This window comes from Kribbella turkmenica (assembly GCF_004348725.1).
GTDB classification, from domain to species: Bacteria; Actinomycetota; Actinomycetes; order Propionibacteriales; family Kribbellaceae; genus Kribbella; species Kribbella turkmenica.
In genome coordinates, this window is record NZ_SMKR01000016.1 from 40,090 (window position 1) to 60,483 (window position 20,394).

General features: G+C 70.3%; 21 protein-coding genes. 11 read left to right on the forward strand and 10 right to left on the reverse strand.

Features of this window, described 5'->3' with window-relative positions; all coding sequences use genetic code 11:
• Window positions 1-31 precede the first annotated feature (31 nt).
• Window positions 32-1,360 carry a hypothetical protein gene (locus E1218_RS05835; protein ID WP_132317024.1) on the reverse strand — a complete coding sequence of 443 codons (1,329 nt, stop codon included), beginning with the start codon at window positions 1,358-1,360 and terminating at the stop codon, window positions 32-34.
• Between the two features lie 184 nt (window positions 1,361-1,544).
• Between E1218_RS05835 and E1218_RS05840 the strand changes: the two genes are divergently transcribed.
• Genes E1218_RS05840 through purH form a run of 3 tightly spaced genes read left to right on the forward strand, consistent with a single transcriptional unit; the run spans window position 1,545 to window position 5,012 of the window.
• Complete coding sequence (locus E1218_RS05840) at window positions 1,545-2,813, forward strand: cell division protein PerM (RefSeq protein WP_132317026.1); 1,269 nt, start codon at window positions 1,545-1,547, stop codon at window positions 2,811-2,813.
• A gap of 10 nt (window positions 2,814-2,823) precedes the next feature.
• On the forward strand, window positions 2,824-3,456 hold the full coding sequence (gene purN, locus E1218_RS05845) for a phosphoribosylglycinamide formyltransferase (RefSeq protein WP_132317028.1): 633 nt from the start codon (window positions 2,824-2,826) through the stop codon (window positions 3,454-3,456).
• Window positions 3,453-5,012, forward strand: a complete 1,560-nt coding sequence (gene purH / locus E1218_RS05850) for a bifunctional phosphoribosylaminoimidazolecarboxamide formyltransferase/IMP cyclohydrolase (RefSeq protein ID WP_132317030.1) — start codon at window positions 3,453-3,455, stop codon at window positions 5,010-5,012. The genes purN and purH overlap by 4 nt, the downstream gene beginning before the upstream one ends.
• 31 nt (window positions 5,013-5,043) lie before the next feature.
• Here the strand turns inward: purH and E1218_RS05855 are convergent, their stop codons facing one another.
• From E1218_RS05855 to E1218_RS05870, 4 genes are all read right to left on the reverse strand, one after another.
• Window positions 5,044-5,865, reverse strand: coding sequence for an alpha/beta fold hydrolase (locus E1218_RS05855; protein ID WP_165949141.1), 822 nt, complete (start codon window positions 5,863-5,865; stop codon window positions 5,044-5,046).
• Window positions 5,866-5,995: 130 nt separating this feature from the next.
• Window positions 5,996-6,463 (reverse strand): GNAT family N-acetyltransferase, encoded by a 468-nt coding sequence (locus E1218_RS05860; protein ID WP_165949142.1) that lies wholly within the window; start codon window positions 6,461-6,463, stop codon window positions 5,996-5,998.
• Between the two features lie 144 nt (window positions 6,464-6,607).
• A complete protein-coding gene (locus E1218_RS05865; RefSeq protein WP_132317069.1) occupies window positions 6,608-6,877 on the reverse strand; it encodes a DUF3017 domain-containing protein in 270 nt (89 codons plus the stop codon).
• 37 nt (window positions 6,878-6,914) lie between these two features.
• Window positions 6,915-7,772 (reverse strand): bifunctional methylenetetrahydrofolate dehydrogenase/methenyltetrahydrofolate cyclohydrolase, encoded by an 858-nt coding sequence (locus E1218_RS05870; RefSeq protein ID WP_132317036.1) that lies wholly within the window; start codon window positions 7,770-7,772, stop codon window positions 6,915-6,917.
• Between the two features lie 186 nt (window positions 7,773-7,958).
• Between E1218_RS05870 and E1218_RS05875 the strand changes: the two genes are divergently transcribed.
• Both E1218_RS05875 and E1218_RS05880 read left to right on the forward strand, forming a co-directional pair.
• A complete protein-coding gene (locus E1218_RS05875; RefSeq protein ID WP_132317038.1) occupies window positions 7,959-8,945 on the forward strand; it encodes a pirin family protein in 987 nt (328 codons plus the stop codon).
• A 111-nt stretch (window positions 8,946-9,056) separates the two neighbouring features.
• Entirely contained in the window at window positions 9,057-9,962 is a 906-nt protein-coding gene (locus tag E1218_RS05880; protein ID WP_132317040.1) for an SMP-30/gluconolactonase/LRE family protein, read from the forward strand.
• Between the two features lie 72 nt (window positions 9,963-10,034).
• Here the strand turns inward: E1218_RS05880 and E1218_RS05885 are convergent, their stop codons facing one another.
• Window positions 10,035-10,325 (reverse strand): cupin domain-containing protein, encoded by a 291-nt coding sequence (locus tag E1218_RS05885; RefSeq protein WP_202865801.1) that lies wholly within the window; start codon window positions 10,323-10,325, stop codon window positions 10,035-10,037.
• Window positions 10,326-10,419: 94 nt separating this feature from the next.
• Between E1218_RS05885 and E1218_RS05890 the strand changes: the two genes are divergently transcribed.
• The gene (locus E1218_RS05890; protein WP_132317044.1) at window positions 10,420-11,406 is read left to right on the forward strand and encodes a helix-turn-helix domain-containing protein; all 987 of its coding nucleotides are present in this window, start codon (window positions 10,420-10,422) and stop codon (window positions 11,404-11,406) included.
• Here E1218_RS05890 and E1218_RS05895 read toward each other — a convergent pair.
• Both E1218_RS05895 and E1218_RS05900 read right to left on the reverse strand, forming a co-directional pair.
• Window positions 11,403-12,038: a phosphotransferase gene (locus E1218_RS05895; RefSeq protein WP_132317046.1), complete on the reverse strand. Its 636-nt coding sequence runs from the start codon at window positions 12,036-12,038 to the stop codon at window positions 11,403-11,405. The two genes, E1218_RS05890 and E1218_RS05895, sit on opposite strands and share 4 nt — an antisense overlap.
• Window positions 12,039-13,310 (reverse strand): glycoside hydrolase family 18 protein, encoded by a 1,272-nt coding sequence (locus tag E1218_RS05900; RefSeq protein ID WP_132317048.1) that lies wholly within the window; start codon window positions 13,308-13,310, stop codon window positions 12,039-12,041.
• A gap of 155 nt (window positions 13,311-13,465) precedes the next feature.
• Here E1218_RS05900 and E1218_RS05905 point away from each other — a divergent pair, with 155 nt between their 5' ends.
• A complete protein-coding gene (locus E1218_RS05905) occupies window positions 13,466-14,176 on the forward strand; it encodes a transporter substrate-binding domain-containing protein (protein ID WP_132317050.1) in 711 nt (236 codons plus the stop codon).
• 172 nt (window positions 14,177-14,348) lie between these two features.
• Here E1218_RS05905 and E1218_RS05910 read toward each other — a convergent pair whose 3' ends face one another.
• On the reverse strand, window positions 14,349-15,353 hold the full coding sequence (locus E1218_RS05910; RefSeq protein ID WP_132317052.1) for a malate dehydrogenase: 1,005 nt from the start codon (window positions 15,351-15,353) through the stop codon (window positions 14,349-14,351).
• A gap of 200 nt (window positions 15,354-15,553) precedes the next feature.
• Here E1218_RS05910 and E1218_RS05915 point away from each other — a divergent pair, with 200 nt between their 5' ends.
• Window positions 15,554-16,726, forward strand: coding sequence for a glycerophosphodiester phosphodiesterase (locus E1218_RS05915; RefSeq protein ID WP_132317054.1), 1,173 nt, complete (start codon window positions 15,554-15,556; stop codon window positions 16,724-16,726).
• A 19-nt stretch (window positions 16,727-16,745) separates the two neighbouring features.
• Window positions 16,746-17,552, forward strand: a complete 807-nt coding sequence (locus tag E1218_RS05920) for a spermidine synthase (protein WP_132317056.1) — start codon at window positions 16,746-16,748, stop codon at window positions 17,550-17,552.
• Here E1218_RS05920 and E1218_RS05925 read toward each other — a convergent pair.
• Complete coding sequence (locus E1218_RS05925; RefSeq protein ID WP_132317058.1) at window positions 17,515-18,027, reverse strand: helix-turn-helix transcriptional regulator; 513 nt, start codon at window positions 18,025-18,027, stop codon at window positions 17,515-17,517. The two genes, E1218_RS05920 and E1218_RS05925, sit on opposite strands and share 38 nt — an antisense overlap.
• A 77-nt stretch (window positions 18,028-18,104) precedes the next feature.
• Between E1218_RS05925 and E1218_RS05930 the strand changes: the two genes are divergently transcribed.
• Both E1218_RS05930 and E1218_RS05935 read left to right on the forward strand, forming a co-directional pair.
• Window positions 18,105-18,962, forward strand: a complete 858-nt coding sequence (locus E1218_RS05930; protein WP_132317060.1) for an MOSC domain-containing protein — start codon at window positions 18,105-18,107, stop codon at window positions 18,960-18,962.
• A 33-nt stretch (window positions 18,963-18,995) separates the two neighbouring features.
• Window positions 18,996-20,252, forward strand: a complete 1,257-nt coding sequence (locus E1218_RS05935; RefSeq protein WP_202865802.1) for a M1 family metallopeptidase — start codon at window positions 18,996-18,998, stop codon at window positions 20,250-20,252.
• Window positions 20,253-20,394 lie beyond the last annotated feature (142 nt).

Genomic DNA, 20,394 nt, shown 5'->3' on the forward strand with positions numbered 1-20,394 from the left:
CCCATCGCCTGGGGGCGGGTGCTTTCTGCTTCTACTTGTAGAGGGTGGAGCGTTCTGCGGCGCGGACGAGGGTTTCGTTGAAGGCGGTGTCGGAGATGTCCAGGCCCTTCAGCACCGGGAACAGGACGTAGACCGCCTGGTTCCCGATCGACGCGATCCCGATCCGGTAGGTGAAGATCTTCCCGCCGCCGGTGTCGTACGACGCCCGCCAGCTCTCGCCCCGGACCGAGCCGACCGACACCGTGCCGGTCGACTTCACCTGCGCGTTCGAGACGTTCTTCTCGCACCCGTCGACGTTCTTCCGGATCTGCTCCGCGAACGCCTTCGCGGCGGCCGGGGTGGCGAACTTCACCACCGTGTCGTCCAGCCCGAACTCGGTCGGCACCTTGGCCTCCGGCGTCACGTACGTCAGCGTCGTCAGCTTCGTCGGCTTGGCCTTCTTCAGGTCGATCCGCTCGCAGCCGGTGCCGGCACCGATCTTGGTGCCGCCGCTGCTCACCCACGGCTTGTCGATCCCGGCCAGCACCGGCAGGTCGACCGGCGCCATGAACCCGGGCGCCTCGGTGGTCGGCAGCAGCCCCGGCTTGGCCACCGGCGCCCCGGTCCCACAGCCGCCACTCTGCGCGCAGATCTTCTTCAGCCCGGCCGTCGCCGCGGCCAGCACCGGCGTGGGCTTGGGCGCCGCGGCGGCGACGGTGTCGTGCTCGAGCACCATGGTGGCCTTGCCGGCGACCGCCACCGCGACCGTCCGGTACTTCGTCTTGGCACCGGCCGGCTGCCCGAAGACCGCGATCACGCCACGCTCGCCGACGCCGGTGGTGACGTAACTGGCGGCCAGCCGGGTCTGCGGGGTCGAGCAGCCGCTGAGCCAGCCGATGATCGAGGTGTAGGCCTTGCCGGCGGCCGCCTTGTCGTTGGAGACCTCGACGTACTGGACGGCGGTCTCCTTGGTGGCCGAGTTCTGGAAGGTGCGGACCCAGGTGCGCTGTCCGGCCGGGTCGGCGAACCGCTGCGACTGGCAGACGAACGAGCGCTCCGGGGCGCTGCTGCCGTCGGCGGTCTTGGTGACCGCCCAGGCGCCGGTGGCGCCCAGCGGCCTGGCCGTGGCCGCGTCGAGCAGGACGTTGGCGTCGGCCAGCAGGTTCGAGTCCGACGACTTGTCGTCGGTGGCACCGAAGTCCGGACCGGACGCGTCGTCACCGCCGAAGGCGTTCAGCGCGGCGACACCGCCGCCGCCGACCAGCACCACGACCGCGACCCCGGCGGCGATCGTCTGGTTCCGTTTGCGCGCCTTCTGCCGGCGCGCCTCCCGGGCAGCAGCGCGACTACCGCCGCGGGGTGCGCGGTGGGAACCGGCCAAAGCTCGACCTCCTGACTGATTCCACCCGACAGTACCCGGTGGTCCCTGGTCGTCCCACTCCGCCGGATCGCGGACACCAAGCGGTGTCCAGACCCGGACTGAGCGTGAACAAGCGGGCTGAAGTCTTCCATATCCGGCGTGTCAGGACGAGTGGCGTTCCACGGCGGTGGACGATGGGAGTCAGATGACCGACATGTTGAGCCGTCCGGGCGCCCGTGACGGCGGACCACACGGTGGCAAGAATCATGCGCCCGGGCCCGCCCCGTCCGACGCCGCTCCGACCAAGCCGGTAATCCTGTCGGCCGTGATCTCCGCGGGCGCGTGCCTGCTCACCGGACTGCTCACCTGTGCCGCGGTCGCGGTGATCGGCTGGCTGGCCGCGACCTTCGGCGGTGCGTCCGGGGCCATCCGGGCCGGCGCGTCGGCCTGGCTGGTCGCTCACAAGGCCGGAGTGACGCTGGACAGTGGGGCGATCACGATCGCGCCGCTCGGCCTGACCCTGTTCCTCGGGTGGTGCCTGTACCGCGGCGGCAGGTTCGCGGCCCGGACCAGCGGGGCCGACCGGACGAAGGACCTGATCGTGCTGTCGGGCACGTTCGCCCTCGTCTACGGCCTGGGTGCGCTGATCATCGCCCTGCTGACGGCCGACGGCGTGTTGCGGGTGTCGCCGCTGTCCGCGTTCTTCGGTGCCGCTTCACTGGCGTTCGTCGCGGGCGCCCTCGGCGTGCTGGTCGAGTCCGGTGCGGCCGAGGACATCGCCGACGCGACGCCCAGCGGGCTGCGTGACGCCGTGCCGGCCGCGGGTGCCGCCGTACTCACGGTGATCGCGGTCGCTTCGCTGTTGTACGGCGTACTCCTGGCGGTCCGGTTCTCGCGGGTGACCGCGATGCTGGAACTGCTGGACGCCGGTGTGGTCGGCTCGGTGGTGCTGTTCGCGATCTGCCTGATGCTGATCCCGAACATGGTCCTGTACGCCGTCTCGTTCCTCGCCGGCCCCGGATTCCAGCTGGGAGTGGGTACGTCGGTCGCGCCGACCGGGGTGGACGTCGGCAGCCTGCCCGCGCTTCCACTGCTGGCCGCCGTACCGGCCGATGGGGCGACGCCGACGTACCTGCTGGTGCTGACGGCGGCCGTCCCGTTGGCGGCCGGCGTGGTCGCCGGGCTGGTGATCGCCCGGCGCGGGCTTGCCGACCCGGACTCCGACGCGTTGGGGTGGGACGCGTTCGCGCTGCGGGGCGCAATGGCGGCTCTGCTCGCCGGCGTCGTCCTCTACGTGCTGATGGCGCTCTCGGGTGGTTCCGCCGGGCCCGGGCGGATGTCGGCCGTCGGGGTCCCGGCCGCGCTGCCGGCGGCCGGCGTACTCGCTGCCGGGATGGCCATCGGTGCCTCGATCACGGCCGCGCTGATCGCCTCCCGGCGACCGGCTGACGATGAGGCCGGCGCCGGGCGATAAGCTTCGGCGCGTGACAGACCCGGTTGCGCCCACCCCCGAACCTGCGCGCCTCGTGGTGCTCATCTCGGGGTCGGGGTCGAACCTGCAGGCCCTGCTGGACGCCTGCGCCGATCCGGCGTACGGCGCCCGGGTGGTCGCCGTCGGCGCCGACCGGGAGGGCATCGCCGGGCTGGACCGGGCCGCCGAGGCCGGCGTGCCGAGCTTCGTGCACAAGGTCAAGGACTACGCCGAGCGGACCGAGTGGGACCGCGCGCTGACCGCGTCGGTGTCCGCGTACGAACCCGACCTGGTCGTCTCCGCTGGTTTCCTGAAACTCGTCGGCGACGACTTCCTCGCCGCCTTCGGCGACCGGTACCTCAACACCCACAACGCGTTGCTGCCCGCCTTCCCCGGCATCCACGGACCGCGGGACGCGCTCGAGTACGGCGTCAAGGTCGCCGGCGCGACCCTGTTCTTCGTCGACGGCGGCGTCGACACCGGGCCGATCATCGCCCAGGTCGTCGTACCGGTCGAGGACGACGACACCGAAGAAACCCTGACCGAGCGGATCAAGGAGGCCGAACGCCGCCAGCTGGTGGAGTGGGTCGGCCGGCTGGTCCGCGAAGGCTGGACCATCACCGGACGAAAGGTTCGACTGAAGTGAGCACCGACCGCAGGCCGATCCGCCGGGCGCTGATCAGCGTCTACGACAAGACCGGTCTGGAGGAGCTCGCCCAGGCGCTGCACGACGCCGGTGTCCAGTTGGTGTCGACCGGGTCCACCGCGGCGCGGATCGCGGCGGCCGGGGTGCCGGTGACCAAGGTCGAGGAACTGACCGGGTTCCCCGAGTGCCTGGACGGCCGGGTCAAGACCCTGCACCCGATGGTCCACGCCGGGCTGCTGGCCGACGTACGCAAGAACGAGCACGTCGAGCAGCTCAACGAGATGCGGGTGGAGCCGTTCGACCTGCTGGTCAGCAACCTCTACCCGTTCACCGAGACTGTCGCCTCCGGCGCGTCCGTGGACGAGTGCATCGAACAGATCGACATCGGCGGGCCGTCGATGGTCCGCGGTGCCGCCAAGAACCACGCCAACGTGGCCGTCGTGGTGTCGCCGTCCCGCTACCCGGAGATCGTGGCCGCGCTCGGCGACGGTGGGTTCTCGTTGGAGCAGCGGCAGCGACTGGCCGTGGACGCGTTCGTGCACACGGCGTCGTACGACGTCGCCGTCGCGTCCTGGATGGGCAACGTGCTGACCGACACCTCCGAGGGCTCCGGCTTCCCGGCCTGGGTCGGCGCGACCTGGGACAAGTCCGCCGTCCTGCGGTACGGCGAGAACCCGCACCAGCCCGCCGCGCTGTACAGCAACGGCCGCGGTGGCCTGGCGTCCGCCGAGCAGTTGCACGGCAAGGAGATGTCGTACAACAACTACGTCGACGCCGACGCTGCCCGGCGTACGGCGTACGACTTCACCGAGCCCGCGGTCGCGATCATCAAGCACGCCAATCCGTGCGGCATCGCGGTCGGCAAGGACATCGCCGAGGCCCACCGGCGTGCGCACGAGTGCGACCCGGTGTCGGCGTACGGCGGGGTGATCGCGACCAACGCGCCCGTGTCGGTGGACATGGCGAAGCAGGTCGCGGAGATCTTCACCGAGGTGCTCGTCGCGCCCGCCTTCGACGACGGTGCCGTCGAGATCCTCCAGGGAAGGAAGAACATCCGGCTGCTGGTCGCACCCGCTCCCGCGGGCGGCGAGGCAGTCGAGCTACGCGCCGTCAGCGGCGGTCTGCTGATACAGCACACAGACCGCTTCCAGGCGCCCGGCGACGACCCGTCCGCCTGGCAGCTCGCCGCCGGCGTACCCGCGTCCCCCGAGCTGCTCGCCGACCTCGCCTTCGCCTGGAAGGCCTGCCGCGCGGTCAAGTCCAACGCCATCCTGCTCGCCTCCGCCGGCGCCTCCGTCGGCGTCGGCATGGGCCAGGTCAACCGCGTCGACTCCTGCCGCCTCGCCGTCTCCCGCGCCGGCGAACGCGCCACCGGCTCGGTCGCGGCGTCCGACGCCTTCTTCCCGTTCCCGGACGGGCTCGAGGTGCTCATCGAAGGTGGCGTCAAGGCGGTCGTCCAGCCCGGTGGGTCCATCCGCGACGATGCCGCGATCGAGGTCGCGGAGAAGGCCGGCATCACGATGTACTTCACCGGCACCCGCCACTTCTTCCACTGACCGCCTACTCGGGGACGGATGCCGCGGTGTCTCAGTGCAGGAACGTGAGTACGCGCCGGGCGAACTCCTCCGGAATCAGGTCGATCGCGATGTGCTGCTGGCCGTCCATGACGGTGATCCGCGCGTCCGGCAGGGCGGCGGCCACGGTCTCGTAGTCGGCCTGCATCGCGGGCGGGCTGTCGCCGCCGACCATGAGCAGCACCGGGGCCGTGATCTTCTTCGCCTCCTCGGGATCGAAGATGCGCTCGGCATGCCCCCGGTCCTCACGGGTGATCGTGTGCGCTGCGGCGATGCGCGCCTGCCACGCAGGCAGGGAGCGGTACCGATCGAACTCGTGGTCAGGCATTCGCACGATCTCGCGGAAGAACGTCTCCAGCACGCGCTCGCGCTCGCCCGCGGACAGCAACGCGTCCATCCGCGCCTGCAGCTCCGGTGGGATGGCCAGCGCCTCCGGGTTCGGGGCGGGCCAGCCCTCGTACAGCACCAGCTTGCGGATGTTCGAGGTCAGCGTCGCCGCGCCGAACGCGCAGAACCCGCCGAACGAGTGGCCGAGCAGGTCGACCGCCGAACCGGAGGTCTCGGCCACATCATCCACCACGACGGCGACGTCCTCGAACTCGCGCACACCGTCGTACACGGCCGCGTCGCCGCTGCCACCTCGGCCGCGGCGATCCATGGCGTGCACGGTGACGTGCGGCTCCAGGTACTTCACCACCGGCGCCCAGCGAGTGTGGTCGGCCGTCGTGCCGTGCACCAACACGAGCGGTGGCCCGTCGCCACTCGTCCAGTAGGCGATCTCGGTGCCGTCGCGGGACACCACTCGCGTGATGGTGGATTCCTCCGTGCGTGTCATGGCAACCACTCCTTCGTCCAAGTAGTCCCACGCTCCCGCGGCGGCGCCGGAACCTGCATCGGCAGAGTTACCCATCTCTTGTCAGCGAGCAGGCGGTGCTCCACACGACCCGATGGTCAATCCGAGAGCGTCAGAACCGGCGGCGGTAGGAGATCTGGGAGCCGTTGCTGCGGGTGTTGCCGTCGGGGGTCCAGCCGGTTGCGGTGTAGAAGCGCTGGCCTTGTGGGTAGTTCGCCAGGGTCCAGAGGATGGCCTGCGGGTAGGCCGCAGCGAGTTCGTCGACGGCGCGGTGCATGAGCGCCGTGCCGATGCCGCTCCGCCAGTACGCCGGGTCGACGGCGATCGTGTCGAGTTCGCCGAGAAGTGGGTCGATCGGATCGCGGCTCGGGCAGATGCCGGTGAAGCCGGCGATGATGCCGTCCTGCTCGGCGACCCACCAGCCGACGGCCGCGAGTTCGCCTGCCCAGCGATCGATCCGCGCATCGTCGAGGATCGCAGGCGGCATCAACTCACCGAAGCCCGCGTTCCACGAGTCGACGTAGATCTGTGCGATCCGCGGTGCATCGATGGGGTTCGCCGGGCGGATGGAGACGTTCACTCCGAGCCGCCGAAAAGAAGTGAACCACGCTGATCTGCCATGGCCGCACAGTAGTGCGGCTCCGGGGACACTCGGAAGCTTCATTGGTCCTGGCCGTCGACGGTGGCTACACCGCCACCTGACCCGGGGCGCACCGTCGGCGCGTCAGTTGGGGACGACGAGACCCAAGGCCCCGATGGCCAGGCCGACGCCCAAGAGCAGGGCGGTGTCGAACATCCGGCCGCGGACGTGAAGGAGGCCGGCGGCGGTGTCGGTGAGGGTGGCGCGGAGCAGGCCTGCCAGGAGTACGGCGCCCGAGAAGACCAGGACGCCGTTGCGCCAGTTGTAGAAGGTGAGGACGACCAGACCGGTCGCCGCGACCAAAAGCGACAGGATCAGCGGCCACTCACTCCGGCGCTGTGCCTCGCCCGCCATCAGCACGTCACGCTCCTCTCGTCCTGGGCTGCCGGAGTCACCGCTCCAGGCTCGCTTCGGCGGCTTCCACGACGTTGGTGAGGAGCATCGCCCGGGTCATCGGGCCGATGCCTCCGGGCATGGGGGCGATCCAGGCGGCCTGCTCGCGGGCCGCGGGGTCGATGTCGCCGACGATCTTGCCCTCCGCGTTGCGGCTCGTGCCGACGTCCAGGAGGACGGCGCCCGGCTTGACCATGTCGGCGTTGATGAGCCCGGCGGAGCCGGCCGCGGCGATGACGATGTCGCCGGTGCGGACCACGGACGCCAGGTCCTTCGTGCCGGTGTGGCACTGGGTCACGGTGGCGTTCTCGGACTTGCGGGTGAACAGCAGGCCCATCGGGCGGCCGGCGGTCACACCGCGGCCGACGACGACCACGTGGGCCCCGGCGATCGGTACGTCGTACCGGCGGAGGATCTCCACGCAGCCCTTGGGGGTGCACGGGAGCGGGCCGTCCTGGCCGAGGACGAGCTTGCCGAGGCTGACCGGGTGCAGGCCGTCGGCGTCCTTGACCGGGTTGATCAGGCCGAGGATCGCGTTCGTGTCGACGTGCTTGGGCAGCGGGAGCTGGACGATGAAGCCGGTGCAGTCGGGGTTCTCGTTGAGCTCGACGACCTTCGCGGCGATCTCGTCCTGGGTCGCCTCGGCCGGCAGCTCGACCTGGATCGAGGCGATCCCGACCGCTGCGCAGTCGCGGTGCTTGCCGGCCACGTACGCCCGGCTGCCGGGGTCGTCGCCGACCAGAATGGTGCCGAGCCCGGGCGTCACGCCCTGCTCGGCCAGCTTCGCGACCCGGACCTTGAGCTCGTCCTTGATCGCCGCCGCCGTTGCCTTGCCGTCCAGAATCTGCGCCGTCACGACGTATGAGTCTAGGTGCGGACCGCCAGGCCATCACAATCCGCACTCCGCCGGGCCACCACGCGGTGCCCGGCTGCCGTGTGCCTGGTTGTGACGGCCTGGGGGTCCGCCCCGGAATGCACGGGCTCTTGCCGGGGTTGAGGTGGATAGTTTATTCTTGAACTATCCAGTAGCAAGGAGACCACCATGCCCGCCGTGACCGTCAGCGACATCACTGTGCTGCCCCGCGTCCACCAGCCGGATCCGGCCGTCGCCAGCGAGCGCGCGGTCCGGTCGGTGACGTCCGCCCCGAGTGGTTACGAGGGTGAGGGTTTCCCGGTACGGCGTGCCTTCGCCGGCGTCGACCTGCGCGACCTGGACCCGTTCATCCACATGGACCAGATGGGCGAGGTCGAGTACGCCCCGGGCGAGCCGAAGGGCACCCCGTGGCACCCGCACCGCGGCTTCGAGACCGTGACGTACATGCTCGACGGGATCATGGAGCACCAGGATTCCAACGGCGGTGGCGGCGTGATCTCCAACGGCGACACCCAGTGGATGACCGCCGGCAGCGGCCTGCTCCACATCGAGACCCCGCCGGAGCACCTGGTGCTGAGCGGCGGCCTGTTCCACGGCATCCAGCTCTGGGTGAACCTGCCGAAGGCGCAGAAGTGGGCCCCGCCGCGGTACCAGGACATCCGTGGTGGCGACTCCGCCCTGCTGTCCACCGCTGACGGCGGCGCGCTGATCCGGCTGATCGCGGGCACGGTCGACGGGCACGACGGCCCGGGCTCCACCCACACGCCGATCACGCTGGTGCACGCGACGGTCAGCCCGGGTGCCGAGATGGTGCTGCCGTGGCAGCCGGACTACAACGCCCTGGTCTACGTCCTGGCCGGTCAGGGCACGGTCGGCGCGGAGCGCCGGCCGATCCGCAAGGGCCAGCTGGCGGTCTTCGGCCCGGGCGACACGATCCGGACGGCGGCCGGTACGTCGCAGCCGCAGGCCGAGCCGAACCTGGACGTCCTCGTGCTCGGCGGCCGCCCGATCCGGGAACCGGTCGCGATGGCCGGGCCGTTCGTGATGAACACCCGCGCCGAGGTGATCCAGGCGTTCGAGGACTTCCAGGCCGGCAAACTCGGCTCGATCCCGGCGGTGCACGGTGCGCCGACGGAGCTCCGCAGTACCGACTGATCGGTGCCCTGGACAACCCGAAACCCCGGTTCTACCTTCAAACAAGGGGGAAACGGGGTTTCAGGGGGGATCATGTCGCGTTTCCGGAAACTTGCGCTGATTGTGTCCGCGGTGGCACTAACCGTCGCCGCGGGCGCACCGTACCCGGCATCGATTCCGCTGCCGGACGACTTCCAGCCGGAGGGGATCGCCACCGGGCCGAAAGCTACGTTCTACGCCGGGTCGATCACCTCCGGGGACATCTACCGGGGGAGCCTGCGCACCGGCAAGGGCGCGATCTTCGTGGATGCGCCGGCCGGGCGGTCGGCGGTCGGGATGAAGGTCGAGCGGCCCGCCAAGCGGCTCTGGGTGGCGGGTGGCGCCACCGGCCACGGCTACGTCTACAGCACCCGCAGTGGCGACACGGTCAAGGACCTGACGCTGACGACCGCGGCCACCCCGCTGATCAACGACGTGGTGGTGACCAAGGGCGGCGCCTACTTCACCGACAGCTTCAACCCGGTGCTCTACCAGGTGCCGATCGCACCGAACGGCCGGATCGGGACGCCGCGGACGATCCAGCTCACCGGCCCCGCGGCGCAGATCGTCCCCGGACTACCCAATCTGAACGGTATCGACGCCACCCGTGACGGCCGGAAACTGATCGTCGGGCACACCGCGCTCGGAAAGTTGTTCCTGGTCGATCCGCGGACCGGCTCGAGCCGGGCGATCGAACTGACCGGCGGCGCTCTGACGCCGGACACCGCCGACGGCATCCTGCTGGACGGCCGGACCCTGTGGGTGGTGGAGAACTTCTCCGAGCGGCTCGTCAAGATCAGGCTCAGCCCGGACCTGACCCGCGGCCGGATCACCGAGACGTTCACCAGTGACCTGTTCCGCATCCCGGCCACGGTCGCCGAGAGCGGGGACCGGCTCGCGCTGGTCAACGCCCGCTTCGACCTCGGCTTCCCGCCGCCGTTCGGGCCGGGTGCGCCACCCGGCACCGAGTTCGACGTGGTCCAGATCAGGAAACCCTGAGACCCTACGCATCTACCGCCGCGCTTTCCGAAGCCCTCGCCGCCGTGAGCGCACGCGTCGGCGCTGTGCCGATCAGCCCTCAGGGTAGAAGAGGAACAGGGTGCAGCCCTGAGTGGACTGCGGTACGTGTGACGACCCGGCCGGGCAGTGGATGAACGATCCGGCCGGGTAGTCGCGGGTGCCGTCGTTGAAGACGCCGTCGACGACGTACACCTCCTCGGGGCCGGGCTCGTGCACGTCGATGCCCTGCCAGGTCGAGCCGGGGTCTATCTCGAGCACGTGCGCCGACGCACCGTGGGCCCCGCGCCACAGCGAGCGCAGCCGGATGCCGGGGAACAGTTCGCGGACCGAAACGTCAGCCACAGAAGTCGAATCGAAGGTTTCCACAGCCCCATCCTGGGTTGTCCACAGGCTTTCCCACAGTGTCTGGATAGTCGTGGTCAGGTACTTTTGTGCCATGCAGCCGCATCGGGTGGTCGCGCTCGTGACCGGGACGCAGGCGAGCTTCGAGCTCGGTTGCGCGGCGGCCGTGTTCCGCGCCGACCGGTACCGGTTCGGCGTGTGCACCGAGCGGCCGGGCCCGGTCCCGACCACTGAGGGGTTCTCGATGGTGGTGCGGGCCGGGCTGCGTGCACTCGACCGCGCGGACACGATCGTCGTCCCGGGGTGGCTGCCGGTCGAGCGGGAGCCGTCGGACGTCGTTCTGCGGGCGTTGCGGCGGACGCATCGGCGGGGTGCCCGGCTGGTGAGCATCTGCTCGGGCGCGATCGCGCTGGCCGCGACCGGGTTGCTGGACGGCCGCCGGGCGACCACTCACTGGCGGTACGCCGACGAGCTTCAGCGCCGGTTCCCCGCCGTGCTCGTGGATCCGGACGTGCTCTACATCGATCACGGCGACATCGCCACGAGTGCGGGCTCGGGCACTGGGATCGACCTGTGCCTGCAGTTGGTCCGCGCCGACCACGGTGCCGCGTACGCCGCTCAGATCGCCCGCCGGATGGTGATGCCGCCACACCGCGAGGGCGGCCAGGTTCAGTACCGGGTGGAGCCGACCCAGCAGACCGAGTCGCTGGGCACGCTGCTGGACTGGGTGACCGAGCACCTGGCCGAGCCGCTCACGCTCGACGACCTGGCCGCGCGGATCAACGTGTCACCGCGGACCCTCGCCCGCCGGTTCGCCGATCAGCTCGGTGTCGCTCCCGGCCAGTGGCTGCTCGCCCAGCGGATCGCCCGTACGCGCGTCCTGCTGGAAGACACCGACCTCCCGGTCGAGACGATCGCGCTCCGCGTGGGCCTGTCCTCGGCAACCAACCTCCGCCGCCGCTTCCACGCCGCCCTCAGAACCACACCCAGCGCCTACCGCCGGGCGTTCCGCGCCAAGGTCGTGGCTGGTGATCCCCCGCCTGCTGCGGCACTCGGCGCGGGATCACCAGGCACACCCTAGAAGTCGTCCGAGTCGTCCAGGTCGATGTAGTAGGTGATGCGGGAGTCGTCCGGGTCGGCGCCGTAGGCCTCGACGAAACGGCGGGCCGCGGGTTCGCCGCCGTACTGCGGGTTGAGCGTGCCGGAGAGGCTCTTGTACATGAGCGCGAGGTCGACGCAACGGTCGCCGGTGCCGAGGCGGCTGACGTCGAGGACGCCGGTGAAGCGAAGTGTCTCCGGGTCGACGAAGACGTTGGGGCAGCAGTAGTCGCCGTGCGTCACGGCCGCACCGTCACCGGGAAACGGCGATCCGAACGGACAGTCGGTCAGCTCGTCGAGCGCGCGCAGACCGTCCGCCATCGCAGCGAGTACGGCGGGCCGGTCGGCGGCCGGCCAGGGCTGGGAGGTGTCCCGTCCGGGCAGCTCGGTGGTCAGCAGCCAGTTGTTGCCTCGATCAACGATCTGCGGGCACGGGAACCCGGTCGAGCCCAGCCAGGCCAACCGGTCCGCCTCGTCGTCGACGCCCGGGCCCACCTTGTAGAACAGGCGCTCCGAGCGACGATCGAGCCGGACCACGGTCGCCGCGGACATTCCGAGGTGGATCGGCTCGGCGCTGTGCGCGCCGAACCGGTCCACGAGAGCATTCAGATCCACTCAGCGAAGGTTACGGTGCAACGCCGAGATCAGCTCGCCCTTTTCGGTGTCGCCGTCGAGCGACCAGATCATCGCCCCGCCGAGCCGGCGGTCCGAGATGTACCGCGCCTTGCGCTTCATCTCGACCGGGTCGTCCCAGGTCCAGAACGTCGTACCGTCGAACAGCCAGGCGAATCCGGCCTCGTGGTCTCGGTGCACGGTGAAGCCCGCGAGTTTCGCCTTGAGCCGGCGGTAGTCCTCGGTGCCGGGTCCGTAGGTCCCCGGCGCCGGGCCGGTGGCGGGCTGGAACAAGCCGTTGTTCTGGTCGGTCACGCCGGTCCAGCCCTGGGAGTAGAACGGGACGCCCATCACCAGCTTGCTCCGCGGCGCACCGCGGGACAGGTAGGCGTCGATCGTCACCTGCGAGCTGAACTCGACCGGCGACGGATCGCCCGCCGGGCCGTCGAGCGCGGACTGCTGGTTGGTGACCAGCTCCCAGGTGCCGTGGTAGTCGTAGCCCTGCGTCGTCGCGAAGGTCAAGTCCCTGAAGACTTCCGGGACCTCGAACCCGTTGTCGATCTGGACCGGGTTGGCGGGCAGGAACGCGGTCAGGTCGTAGCGGTGCTTGAACGGCGAGGACAGCCTGTCCAGCTGGCGGCGGTACTCGCGGACCAGCGCGGTGAAGTTCTGCTTGTCCTCCGGCCGGACCACGTTCCCCGGGTTGCCTTCGCTGCCGGGCCACTCCCAGTCCAGGTCGATCCCGTCGAAGATGCCCTTCGCCGCGCCGGCCGGCAGTCCGGGGATGTTCCCCTTCAGCCACAGGTCCAGGCAGGACCGCACGTGGGCGGCCCGTGACGCCGGCGTGAGCGCCGCGTCGGAGAAGTACTTCGAACCGGTCCAGCCGCCGAGCGAGATGCTGATCCGCAGTCCGGGGAACTTCTTCTTGAGCTGCCTGAGCTGGTTCAGGTTGCCGTTCAGCACCTGCCCGGGCTGGTCGGCCGTGCCGTCGACGCTCTGCTCGGCGGTGAACGGCCGCTGGTAGTCGGCCCACGGATCGCTGCTGACGCAGCTCCCGTGCTCGTCGACGAACCCGAACGCGTAGTTGATGTGGGTCAGCCGCGCGGCCGACCCGTTCTTCACCAGATCGCTGACCAGGAAGTTCCGGTCGTACCCACTCCAGTTGGTGTAGTACCCCACCACTCGCTTGCTGCTGTGCGCTTCGGCCGGTACGGCGGTGAGCCCCGCCATCACGGTCGCGGCGGCCACCAGCAACCCCACACTCCGACGCTTCATCCGTCTCCCCTCCGGGCGGTCCAGGGACTGCGGCCATGTCCGCCGGACACGACCTGGCTCGCAGTAATCCTGATCCCTCCGCCCTACTTCGGCAATGACTCTGCCGAAAGATCGTCAGGAAACTTTCCTACCGTCGGCGGCGGTAGGGTCCCGGCATGACGAGTGTGCGTGCGGACCTGGCGCCGTCGGGCGTGCTGCGGGCGTCCATCAACCTGGGCAACCCGGTGCTGGCGCAAGGCACGCCGGCGGCGCCGGCCGGCGTCACGGTGAACATCGCGCGGGAGATCGCCCGGCGGCTCGAGGTGCCGCTGGAACTCGTCTGCTTCGACGCCGCGCGCTCGTCGTTCGAGGCGCTGACGACCGGGCGGGCGGACATCTGCTTCCTCGCCATCGAGCCCGCTCGCGCCGACGCGGTCGCCTTCACCGCGCCGTACGTGATCATCGAGGGGGTGTACGCCGTCCGCCGGGAATCGGACCTGCGCGAGGTGGCAGACGTCGACCGGGCCGGTGTCCGGGTCGGGGTGAAGCGTGGATCGGCGTACGACCTGTATCTCACCCGGACGCTGCGGCACGCGACGATCGTGCGTGGTGACGAGGGGACGGACGTCTTTCTCGCCGAGGGTCTGGAGGCAGCCGCCGGGATCCGGCAGCCGATCACCCAGTTCGTCGCCGGGCGTCCCGACGTCCGGCTGATCGACGAGCGCTTCATGGAGATCCGGCAGGCTGTCGGCACCACCAGGACCCGGCACCCCGACACCGTCGCCTACCTGCGGGCCCTGGTCGAGGACCTCAAGGCATCCGGCTTCGTTGCGGAGTCCCTCCTCCGCTCGCACCAGCCCGACGCCGCGGTTGCTCCGCTCGGCTAGCCCGGCGGTAGCCGGACGGGCACCCGAAGGCTGCGACGCCGGTGTCGCTGAAGGTGACCCTGGTTGATGCCCAAGGCAACATCGCCGACCAGACCGTGACCGGCGCCGATCCGCTCCGCCGAAACGACGGAACCCCCGGGGGACTCCCCGGGGGTTCCGTTCGTGCTGCCGGTCAGCCAAGCAGGTTGAGCGCCCTGACGGCGTCGCGCTCCTCGCCGAGCTCCGCGGTGCTGGCGTCGATGCGGGCGCGGGAGAACTCGTTGATCTCCAGCCCCTGCACGATCTCCCAGTTGCCGTCCTTGGTGGTCACCGGGAACGACGAGATCAGACCCTCCGGGACGCCGTACGAGCCGTCGGAGACGACCGCCATCGACAGCCAGTCACCGTCCGCCGAGCCGCGCAGCCAGTCACGGGTGTGGTCGATCGTGGCCGCCGCCGCGGACGCCGCCGACGACGCGCCGCGGGCCTCGATGATCGCCGCGCCGCGCTTCTGCACGGTCGGGATGAACTCGTTCTCCAGCCACGCGGTGCCCTCAGCGTCGCTGGCCACGAGTTCGGCGGCGTTCTTGCCGGCCACCTCGGCGTGGAAGATGTCCGGGTACTGGGTCGCGGAGTGGTTGCCCCAGATCGTCATCTTCTTCAGGTCGGTGACGTGCACGCCGGCCCTCTTCGCGAGCTGGGCCAGCGCGCGGTTGTGGTCCAGCCGGGTCAGCGCGGAGAACCGCTCGGCCGGGATGTCCGGCGCGTTGCTCTTCGCGATCAGCGCGTTGGTGTTGGCCGGGTTGCCGGTGACGGTGATCCGGATGTCGTCCGCGGCGTGCTCGTTCAGTGCCTTGCCCTGGACGGTGAAGATCGCGCCGTTCGCCTCCAGCAGGTCGCCGCGCTCCATCCCCTTGGTCCGCGGCCGGGCGCCGACCAGCAGGGCCACGCTGGCGCCGTCGAAGATGACGTTCGGGTCGTCGCCGATCTCGACCCCGGCCAGCGTCGGGAAGGCGGAGTCGTCGAGCTCCATCACGACCCCCTCGAGCGCCTTCAGCGCCGGGGTGATCTCCAGCAGCCGCAGCTCGACCGGTGTGTCCGGCCCGAGCAGCGCACCGCTCGCGATCCGGAACAGCAGGCTGTAGCCGATCTGACCAGCGGCCCCGGTAACGGCCACCTTCACCGGTGTAGTGCTCACGACACACGCTCCGTTCTGTGCAATCTTGTGGTTCTGGACGCTAGCAAGTTGCGCCGGCGGGACCAACGCTGGGGGAGGGCCTACTTCCTCACAGCGAACGAAGTGGTCCCGGATCCGGACGGATCGTTCACCTGCGAGCCACCCGGTGGACGTCCCGGTGCCCAACAGTGACTGCAGTTCTCGACCTGTAAGGAGATCTCATGAAGCGAACGGTGCTGCCCCGCCGGTTCGTCCCCGTCGCGGCCTCCGCCCTCGCGGTCACCGCCGCCGTTCTGGTGCCGCAGGCGGTGCCCACGTCGGCGCCGGACCCGACCGCCCAATCCAGCGCCCAGTCCAGTGCCCAGTCCAGTGCGCAGTCCGCCGCGAAGCACCGCGACGACTTCGTCATCGTGGGCCACCGCGGCGCGTCCGGCTACCGGCCGGAGCACACCCTGGCGTCGTACGAGCTGGCGGCCCGGATGGGTGCCGACTACATCGAGCCCGACCTGGTGACCACGAAGGACCGGGTGCTGGTGGCCCGCCACGAGCCGGAGATCGGCGGTACGACGGACGTCGCGGCGCACCCGGAGTTCGCCGGCCGGAAGAAGACCAAGCTGCTCGACGGCGTCGCGGTGACCGGCTGGTTCGCCGAGGACTTCACGCTGGCCGAGCTGCGGACGCTGCGGGCGAAGGAGCGCATCCCGGCGATCCGGCAGCACAACACCGTGTTCGACGGGCACTACAAGGTGCCGACGCTGCAGGAGGTCATCGACCTGAGCCGCCGGCTGTCCCGCGAGCTCGGCCGGCCGATCGGCATCTACCCGGAGACCAAGCACCCGACGTACTTCCAGCAGCAGGGTCTCGCGCTCGAGCCGGTGCTGGTGCGGACGCTGAACCGCAACGGCCTGAACCGTCCGGACGCGAAGGTGTTCGTGCAGTCGTTCGAGGTGTCGAACCTGAAGGCGCTGCACGAGCGGTTGCGGGTTCCGCTCGTCCAGCTCACCAGCTCGTCCGGAGCGCCGTACGACTTCGTCGTCGCCGGTGACCCGCGGACGTACGCCGACATCGTCAGCCCGGCCGGTCTGCGCGAGGTGGCGAGGTACGCCAAGGGGCTGGGGCCGGCGAAGGACCAGGTGATCCCGCTCGACGCCGCCGGCGACCTCGGCACGCCGACCGCGCTGGTCTCGAACGCGCACCGCGCCGGGCTCGTCGTCCACCCGTACACGTTCCGGGTGGAGAACAGCTTCCTGCCGGCCGAGTTCGACAGCTCGGCGGCCGCGGCCGACTCGGGCAACCTGTTCGGCGAGATCGCGGCGTTCCGGCGGGCCGGGATCGACGGCCTGTTCACCGACAACACCGACATCGCCGTGGCCGAGGAGGCCGAGTCGAAGTAGGGCCTGAAAAGATGGGCGGGTGGAACGCAAGGTCGGCTCCGGGACCGCGACCGTCGAGGCGGAGGCCGACGGGACCTTCGTGCTCCGCGTCGACGGGTCGCTGCAGTCGCAGGTCGACCTTGCCGACCCCACCCACCTGTCGTTCGAGTACATGCGACGGATCGGCGACGTCGTCGACGCCGTCGCCCCCCGGCGTCAGCCGGTCGCCGTCGTGCACGTGGGCGGCGCCGGGCTGACTCTGCCGCGGTACGTCGCGGTCACCCGGCCGCGGTCTCGCCAGGTCGTCCTGGAGCCGGACGAGGACCTGACCGAGTTCGTCCGCGAGGCGCTGCCGCTGCCGAAACGGTCGGGGATCAAGGTCCGCGGCGTCAGCGGCCGGGCCGGGATCACCGCGCTGTACGACGACTCGACGGACCTCCTCATCCTGGACGCGTTCGAGCGCGAGGCGGTCCCGTCGAACCTGGTCACCACCGAGTTCTTCGCCGAGTGCGCGCGGGTCCTTCGGCCGACCGGCGTGCTGGTCGCCAACCTCATCGACGGCTCGGCCGGCCTGCCGTTCGTCCGGCGTACGGCGGCAACGGTCCGGGCGGTGCTCGGTGACGGCGTGGTGCTCGCCGAGCGGAAGGTCCTGCGCGGCAAGGGGTTCGGGAACGTCATCCTGGTCGCATCCCGGCAGCCGGTCCCGGACCTGACCGCAGCCGGGCGGCGTGCTCAGCCGCCGTACGACGTGCAGCCGCTGGGTGACCTGGCCGGCAAGGCCGTTCCGCTGACCGACGCGGAGGGCTTCGTCACGCCGCCCGCCCCACCCGGCACCTTCCGGCGCTGATCCGGTCGAAAGCCCGGCTGAACGCGGCGCGCTCCTGCGGAGTTGCCCCCAGCGCTCGGATCAGACGGTCCAGCCTGTCCCGGCTCGCGCGGCGACTGCCGCTGAGCCACGCCTGGATGGTGGCCCTCGGGACGCCGCTGAGCTGCTGCAACGTGCGGAGGGACCGCGGCCGCGCGAGCGCCGACAATGCGGCACCGAGTTCCTCGAGGGTGTCGGCGGTCCGCAGCAGTTCGGCCACGTCCTCGCGGTTCACGCTCTCCCACCGGCGGCGCCACGCCGGCATCAGGTCGGCCGGGACGCCGCAGCCGGTGAGGAAGGCTGCCGTCACGTCCCAGCTCGGGAGGTGCTTGCCGCCGGTCGCGCGGACGAGGTGGGCGTGTGAGTAGTGTGCGTGGTCGGCCAGTTCGCGGTACGTCAGCCCGGCCCGGCGTCGTACCCGCTGCAGTGCCGCGGCGAACGCTTCCACATCCTCCATCGCCAGCCTCCTCGTGATCAAACATAATCCAACATGATCAAACAAGGCAAGTGTCAGGGTCGCGTTAGACTCGGGCAATGTCTGCCGCGAGGGTTGCCGCTGTGACCTACTACCCGGTCAAGGGTCTGGCCGGAGTGTCCGTGGACCGGGCCGAGGTGGGGGCGAACGGGCTGCGTCACGACCGGAACTTCATGCTGGTCGAGCCGGACGGGTCGTTCCTGAGTCAGCGCAGCCTGCCGGCGATGGCCGCGCTGCACGCCGAGGTGCTCGACGACGTCCTCCGGCTGTCCGCCGAGGGGGCGCCGGACCTAAAGATCCCGATCCGGTACGACGGCAAGCGGCGCGACGTCAGCCTGTTCGGCAAGTGGTTCGGCCAGGGCGTGGTGCAGGACGCGGCCGCGGACGAGTGGTTCACCGAGCGGCTCGGCAAGCCCGCGGCGCTCGTCCGGGTGACGCCGGAGCACGAGCGGCCGGGCTGGGGTGTACACGGCGGGCAGACCGGCTTCGCCGACGCGCACGCGTTGCTGATCACCTCCTTGTCCTCGCTGGACGGACTGAACGAGCGGATCGTCGAGCGCGGCGGCGACGCGATCCCGATGAACCGCTTCCGCCCGAACATCGTCGTCGCCGGCTGGCCCGAGCCGCACACCGAGGACAAGGTGCTGCGGATGTCGGCCGGTGTGGTCGAGATCGGGTACGCCGCCCGCTCGATCCGGTGCGCGGTCCCGACCGTCGACCAGGCGACCGGTGAGAAGCGCGGACCCGAGCCGACCCGGACGCTGGCGACGTACCGCCGGCAGCCGGACTACGGCGGTGGTGTCAGCTTCGGCATGAAGGCCGCGGTCCTGGCCGGCGGCACCCTTCACGTAGGCGATGAGATCTTGGTACACGACTGGATCCCGGACGGCCCGGACCCGGCGCCGAGTACTCGGTAGCCTGCAGACTCCACCAGTTCGGGGAGTCTGCGCATGCACCGGATCCTGTTGTTGCTGTTGGCACCGATCTCGTTGTTCGCGGCCCCTGCCGGTGGTGGCGAGGCGCGCGCTCCGGGCGTGCCGGCGTACGACGTGGAACTGACCGGGAGTGCGGACGGTACGGCGTGGTCCGGGCGGGAGACGGTCGGCTTCACGAACACGTCCGCGGAGCCGCTGGCGGAGATCTACCTACGCCTGTGGGGGAACGTGCACGACTGCAAGGCGGTCGTGGTCCGGATCGGCGTGGTCGCCGACGACTGCACGGTGGTGAAGGTGCCGCTCGCGTCGCCGGTGGCGGCCGGTGAACGAGGATCGGTCTCCTTCGAGGTCACGATGACGGCGCCGAACCGCCCGGAGCGCTTCGGGCGGTCGGGACCGTACAGCTTCTTCGGGAACGCGTTGCCGGTGCTGGCGGTGCGCGACGACGGCGGGTGGCACCTCGAACCGGATGTCGGGATCGGCGAGAGCTTCTACACGGTGGCCGCGGACTTCCGGGTCCGGCTGACGCACACGGGCAACGTCGTCGTACCGTCGACCGGCCTCACCGTCGACGGTGTCACGATCGCCAAGCAGGTCAGGGATTTCGCCTGGGCGGCCGGTCCGTTCACGACCTCGGAGGCGACGTCGCCCGGTGGGACCAGGGTCCGCACCTGGGCGACGTCGACGGTCGCGCCGGTCGCGGTCGCCGACGCGCGGACCAGGGCGATGGCCGCGGTCGACGACTTCGGGCGGCGGTTCGGGTCCTATCCGTACGGCGAGCTCGATCTGGTGCTCCACGATCGGTGGACGCGGTTCAGCGGGATGGAGTACCCGGGGTTCGTGCTGCTGATCTCATCAGGTGCTCCGGTGGTGCACGAGGTGGCGCACCAGTGGTGGTACGGAATCGTCGGCAACAACGAGTACGCCGATCCCTGGCTGGACGAGGCGTTCGCGACGTACGCCACCGACCTGCACGACGGCAACCGCCGTACCGGTTGCTGGCCGGGATCGTTGCCCGCGGCAATCAGTAGTCCGATGTCCTACTGGCAGTCGCACCAGGCGTCGTACGGCACGTATGTCTACACCTACGGCGCCTGCCTGCTCCACGACCTGCAACGCCACCTCGGCACCGAGGCGATGGCGGAACTCCTGGCGACCTACGCGAAGACCCACTGGTACGGCGTCGTCACCCCGACCGACTTCAAGACCGCCGCCCAGTCCGTCAGCCCCACCGACCTCACCCAGTTCTGGACCTCACACGGCATCGGCTGACGAGAGCAACCCGCCGTCCGGTCAATTGATGGTGGTCGGGATGCCGTGCGGGAGGAGGTGGAGGCGGGAGGTGAGGCCGGCGGAGGCGAAGGTGGCGGCGAGGTGGTCGGGGCCTTCGGAGAAGTGGGACCAGCCCTCGGTG

Bases quoted from the DNA above. Each gene is read 5' to 3' on its own strand.
- E1218_RS05840 (WP_132317026.1), top strand. From the start codon at position 1,545: ATGACCGACATGTTGAGCCGTCCGGGCGCCCGTGACGGCGGACCACAC.
- E1218_RS05855 (WP_165949141.1), bottom strand. From the start codon at position 5,865: ATGACACGCACGGAGGAATCCACCATCACGCGAGTGGTGTCCCGCGAC.
- E1218_RS05865 (WP_132317069.1), bottom strand. From the start codon at position 6,877: ATGGCGGGCGAGGCACAGCGCCGGAGTGAGTGGCCGCTGATCCTGTCG.
- E1218_RS05875 (WP_132317038.1), top strand. From the start codon at position 7,959: ATGCCCGCCGTGACCGTCAGCGACATCACTGTGCTGCCCCGCGTCCAC.
- E1218_RS05890 (WP_132317044.1), top strand. From the start codon at position 10,420: ATGCAGCCGCATCGGGTGGTCGCGCTCGTGACCGGGACGCAGGCGAGC.
- E1218_RS05900 (WP_132317048.1), bottom strand. From the start codon at position 13,310: ATGAAGCGTCGGAGTGTGGGGTTGCTGGTGGCCGCCGCGACCGTGATG.
- E1218_RS05905 (WP_132317050.1), top strand. From the start codon at position 13,466: ATGACGAGTGTGCGTGCGGACCTGGCGCCGTCGGGCGTGCTGCGGGCG.
- E1218_RS05915 (WP_132317054.1), top strand. From the start codon at position 15,554: ATGAAGCGAACGGTGCTGCCCCGCCGGTTCGTCCCCGTCGCGGCCTCC.
- E1218_RS05925 (WP_132317058.1), bottom strand. From the start codon at position 18,027: ATGGAGGATGTGGAAGCGTTCGCCGCGGCACTGCAGCGGGTACGACGC.
- E1218_RS05930 (WP_132317060.1), top strand. From the start codon at position 18,105: ATGTCTGCCGCGAGGGTTGCCGCTGTGACCTACTACCCGGTCAAGGGT.
- E1218_RS05935 (WP_202865802.1), top strand. From the start codon at position 18,996: ATGCACCGGATCCTGTTGTTGCTGTTGGCACCGATCTCGTTGTTCGCG.